Below are 4,554 nucleotides of genomic sequence, written 5' to 3' on the forward strand. Positions count from 1 at the left end.
CCTCGGCCTTGGCGGGGTCGGCGGACACGAAGGCATCCAGCGCCTTCTTCACCTGCTGGAGGGCCAGCTCCGAGAGCCGGGGGATGTCCACGTAGGGCTTGAGCGGAGGCACCTGGTTGAGGTCCTTGGTGCGCTCGGCGATGTTCACCGCCAGGTCGCCAATGCGCTCCAGGTCCGTGACAATCTTGAGCGCGGTGGTGATGAGGCGCAGGTCGCTCGCCGCCGGCTGGCGCAGGGCGAGGATGCGGCGGCACGCCTCGTCGATCTCCACCTCCAGGCGGTTGACCTCCTTGTCGCCGGAAGTCACTTCCTCGGCCAGGGGCGTGTCGCGCTCCATGAGCGCGCGCATGCTGTCGGCGATGAGCGCCTCCACCTTGGCGCCCATGGCCAGCAGCTTCTCGCGCAGCTCGCGCAGGTCCGCCTCGAACGCCTTGTCGGTATGCACTGACGGCATGTGTTCGCTTCCCCCGGCCCTCAGCCGAACTTCCCGGTGACGTAGTCTTCGGTGCGCCGCTCACGCGGGTTGGTGAAGATCTGCTCCGTGGCGCCGCATTCCACCAACTCTCCCATGTAGAAGAAAGCCGTCCGGTCACTCACCCGCGCGGCCTGCTGCATGTTGTGGGTGACGATGGCGATGGTGTAGCGCTCCTTCAGCTCGTGGATGAGCTCCTCGATCTTCGCCGTGGCGATGGGATCCAGGGCGCTGGCGGGCTCGTCCATGAGGAGCACCTCGGGCTCCACGGCCAGGGCGCGCGCGATGCACAGGCGCTGCTGCTGGCCGCCAGACAGGCTCAAGGCGCTGTCGTCGAGGCGGTCCTTCACCTCGTCCCAGAGGGCCGCGCTCTTGAGCGACTTCTCCACCCGCGCGGCGAGGTCCATCTTGTCCTTCATGCCCCCCACGCGCAGGCCGTAGGCCACGTTCTCGAACATCGTCTTCGGGAAGGGGTTGGACTTCTGGAAGACCATGCCCACGCGGCGGCGCAGGTCCACCACGTCCACGTTCCGGTCGTGGATGCTGTGCCCGTCCAGCAGCACGGTGCCCTCGTGATTGGAGCCCGGAATGAGGTCGTTCATCCGGTTGAGCGAGCGCAGGAAGGTGGACTTGCCGCAACCGGACGGGCCGATCAGCGCCGTCACCCGGTGCTCGGGCAGGGTGAGGCTCACCGACTTCACGGCCACCTTGTTGCCATAGCGGAGGGTGAGCTCACGCGCCTCCATCTTGATGCGCGTGGGAGCAGTGGGGGAGAGGGGAGACATGGCTCGGGGTCAGTGGCCGCCAGCGGCGCGGCGACGGGTGCGGGCGCGGATGAGCACCGCGACGAGGTTGAGGGCGAAGGTGAGCGCGAGCAGCACCAGCACCGTGGCGTACAACAGGGGGCGCGTGGCCTCCACATCCGGTGACTGCGTGGCCAGCACGTAGGTGTGGTAGCCCAGGTGCATGAACTGGGAGTTCAGCTTGTTGGGCAGGTCGGGGAGGAAGTAGGCGGCGCCGGTGAAGAGGATGGGCGCTACCTCGCCCGCGCCGCGCGACACCGCCAGCACGGCGCCGGTGAGGATGCCCGGCAGCGCGCCTGGCAGCACCACCCGCGCCAGCGTCTGGGACCGGGTGGCCCCCAGCGCGAGGCTCGCCGTGCGGTGGTCCATCGGCACCGCGCGCAGCGCCTCCTCGGTGGAGACGATGACGACCGGCAGTGTCAGCACCGCCAGGGTGAGCGAGGCCCAGAGGATGCCCGGCTGGCCCCAGTGCAGCTCCTGGTAGCCCAGCAGCCGGTCCATGCTGCCGCCCACGAAGTGGATGAAGAAGCCCAGGCCGAAGAGGCCGAACACGATGGAGGGCACTCCCGCCAGGTTGACCACCGCCACCCGCACCCAGGCCGCCAGGCGCGAGTTCGGAAGCGCATATTCGTGCAGGTACACGGCCGTCAGTACTCCCACCGGCATCACCGCCAGTGTCATCAGCAGCGTGAGTACCGCCGTACCATAGAGGGCGGAGAAGATGCCGCCGCCCATCATGCCGTCCGAGGGCGGCTCGCTGAGGAACCGCCAGGAGACCTGTCCCAGGCCGCCGCGGAGCACGTCGACGAGGATGACGGCGAGGATCGCCACGATGAGCAGCGCGGCGAAGCCGGTGAGGGACGTGAGCGCTCCGCCCACGGCCCGGCGCAGGGTGTGCTTCACGCTCCGCCTCCCGTCAGGCGCTTGAGGACCCGCTTCGTCCAGGTGGAGGCCACCATGTTGAGGATGAAGGTGAAGAGGAAGAGCTGCACGCCGATGAAGAACAGGAGCGAGTAGTGCGGGCTGCCCACCACCACCTCGCCCATCTCCGCGGCGATGGTGGCGGACATGGAACGCACCGAGTCCGTGAAGTTCCACGACACGATGGACGCATTGCCCGAGGCCATCAGGACGATCATCGTCTCGCCGATGGCGCGGCCGAAGCCCAGCACGCATGCGGCGAGGATGCCCGGGGCGGCCGCTGGCAGCACCACCTTCCAGGCCGTCTCCCAGGGCGTGGCCCCCAATGCGAGCGACGCCTCGCGGTAGCTGCGCGGCACCGCCGTCAGTGCGTCCTCGGACACCGTGAAGATGACGGGGACGATCGCCAGCGCCAGCGCCAGGCCCGCCACCACCGCGTTGAGCCGCGTGGGGAAGCCGAGCGTGTCCTGGAGGAAGGTGGCCATCACCATCAGCGCGAAGAAACCGAGCACCACCGAGGGAATACCCGCCAGCAACTCGATGGTGGGCTTGAGGATTTCGCGCAGCCGCCGGGGCGCGAACTCGGCGGCGAACAGCGCACCCGCCACCCCCACCGGCACCGCCACCGCCATGGACACCAGCGTCGTCTTCAACGTGCCGATGAAGAGCGGAATCATGCTCACCTTCGGCACATTGGACACCGGCTGCCACACGAAGGCCGCCGGCCTGCCCGCGCGCACCACCTGCGGCAGGAACATCTTGGACAGGCTGGCCTCCTCGCGCGCGTGGGCCTCGAGGAAGATCGCCAGCGCCTCCTTCGCGATGAAGACCAGGATGAGAACCAGCGCCGCGATCCCCGTGAAGGCCGTCGCCGTGATGACTCCGGCGATGACCTTCTCCCGAAGCTGCCTGCGCCGCGCGATGGAGGACAGCCTCGGCGCCACCGGTGTTGCCGTTTCCATGAGACCCTGACCCTGCATACTCAATTGTCTATCCATCTTGTGCTCGGGTCCGGTGTGACATTCTCGTGAAGCGGCATGGCCTCGGGTACTACTTCACCGGGAAGTAGCCGACCTTCGTGACGACCGCCTGACCCTCGGGGGACAAGGCGAAGTCGATGAAGGCCTTGGCCTCACCGGCGGGCTTGTTGCGCAGGTAGAAGTAGAGATCGCGCGAGAGCGGGTACTTGCCGCTCTTGATGTTCTCCGCGCTGGGCGCGATGGCCTCGTTGCCCTTCTTGATCTTCAGCTCCTTGATGCCCTTGGCATAGGCGGAGCCGCCGTAGCCGATGCCGTTCTTCTCCTTGGAGACGGCGTTCACCACCGCCGCGGTGCCGGGCAGCGTCTGGGCGCTGGAGGTGTAGTCGTCCCCGTTGAGGAGGTTGTCCTTCACGAACACGTAGGTGCCCGAGGAGTTCTCCCGCGAGTAGACGACGATGGGGGCATCCGCGCCGCCCACTTCCTTCCAGTTGGTGATGTCGCCCAGGTAGATGCCCTGGAGCTGCTCCTGGGTGAGGGCCTCCACCTTGTTGGACTCGTTGACGTAGAAGGTCACGCCGTCCTTGGCCACCGCGATCTCCGTGCCGGTGGTGTTGAAGCGGGTGCGCAGCTTCTCGCCCTCGGCGTCCTTCATGGGGCGGCTGGACATGGCGATGTCCGTGGTGCCGTTGATGAGGGCCGACAGGCCCACGCCCGAGCCTCCACCCGTCACCTGGAGCCGGGTGGTGGGGGTCTTCTTCATGAACTCCTCGGCCCAGCGCTGGCCGAGGATGACCATGGTGTCCGAGCCCTTGACGGTGACGGTGCCCGCGTGGGCGGCCACCGGGAGGGCCAGCAGCAGCACCGCGGCGATCGAGGCAATGAAGTTCTTCATGTTGGGAGGTCTCCTGGGAAAGGGGGAGGACTGGCTAGAAGCGGGCCTGGAACTGGACGGTGAGCAGGTTGTCGTGCGGGTCGGTCACACCCTCGACGAGCTCCGTCATGGGCAGCTCGTAGGTCACCGAGGCCTTCAGGTACTCGCCGAAGTAGTGGATGGCGGTGGCACCGAGGGTGGCGGTGGGATTGGTGTTCGCCGGACGATCCGAGCCGGGCGCCGCGGCGGCGGCCGGGGTGCCGTTGGCCGGATCGAAGTAGTCGTAGCGGATGGCCAGGGCGTTGTTCAGGCCGAGGTTCTGCACCAGCAGCGCATACCAGCCACTGGCCGGGCGGCCGAGTTGCTCGGCGCCGTTGCTCAGGTAGGTCTTGCCTTTGATGTACTCGCCCTTGAGGGCGGTGGCCCCGAAGGGCAGGACGTCCAGATAGAGCTGGAGGTCCGCGCCGACGCGGCTGCGCTCGTAGGCGCGGCGGAAGGCGTCCGTGG

5 protein-coding genes and 1 pseudogene are annotated in these 4,554 nt (G+C 67.7%); all 6 read right to left on the bottom strand.

The window, feature by feature from the left end; all coding sequences use genetic code 11:
• Positions 1–454, bottom strand: a 454-nt coding sequence (gene phoU, locus VF794_RS04285; RefSeq protein ID WP_331107899.1) for a phosphate signaling complex protein PhoU, incomplete at its 3' end; no start/stop codon positions are given.
• 20 nt (positions 455–474) lie between these two features.
• Positions 475–1,218 (bottom strand): phosphate ABC transporter ATP-binding protein PstB, encoded by a 744-nt coding sequence (pstB, locus tag VF794_RS04290; RefSeq protein ID WP_331107903.1) that lies wholly within the window; start codon positions 1,216–1,218, stop codon positions 475–477.
• A gap of 48 nt (positions 1,219–1,266) precedes the next feature.
• Positions 1,267–2,178, bottom strand: coding sequence for a phosphate ABC transporter permease PstA (gene pstA / locus VF794_RS04295; protein ID WP_331107900.1), 912 nt, complete (start codon positions 2,176–2,178; stop codon positions 1,267–1,269).
• Positions 2,175–3,194, bottom strand: a complete 1,020-nt coding sequence (pstC, locus tag VF794_RS04300) for a phosphate ABC transporter permease subunit PstC (protein ID WP_331107901.1) — start codon at positions 3,192–3,194, stop codon at positions 2,175–2,177. The genes pstA and pstC overlap by 4 nt, the downstream gene beginning before the upstream one ends.
• A 52-nt stretch (positions 3,195–3,246) precedes the next feature.
• Entirely contained in the window at positions 3,247–4,068 is an 822-nt protein-coding gene (locus tag VF794_RS04305; protein ID WP_331107902.1) for a phosphate ABC transporter substrate-binding protein, read from the bottom strand.
• Positions 4,069–4,102: 34 nt separating this feature from the next.
• Positions 4,103–4,554, bottom strand: a pseudogene (locus VF794_RS04310) (porin); the annotation flags it as partial.

This window comes from Archangium sp. (assembly GCF_036389735.1).
Classification (GTDB): Bacteria; Myxococcota; Myxococcia; order Myxococcales; family Myxococcaceae; genus Archangium.

Excerpts from the sequence above, each read along its gene's own strand:
- VF794_RS04305 (WP_331107902.1), bottom strand. The coding sequence starts at position 4,068 with ATGAAGAACTTCATTGCCTCGATCGCCGCGGTGCTGCTGCTGGCCCTC.
- pstC (WP_331107901.1), bottom strand. The coding sequence starts at position 3,194 with ATGGATAGACAATTGAGTATGCAGGGTCAGGGTCTCATGGAAACGGCA.
- pstB (WP_331107903.1), bottom strand. The coding sequence starts at position 1,218 with ATGGAGGCGCGTGAGCTCACCCTCCGCTATGGCAACAAGGTGGCCGTG.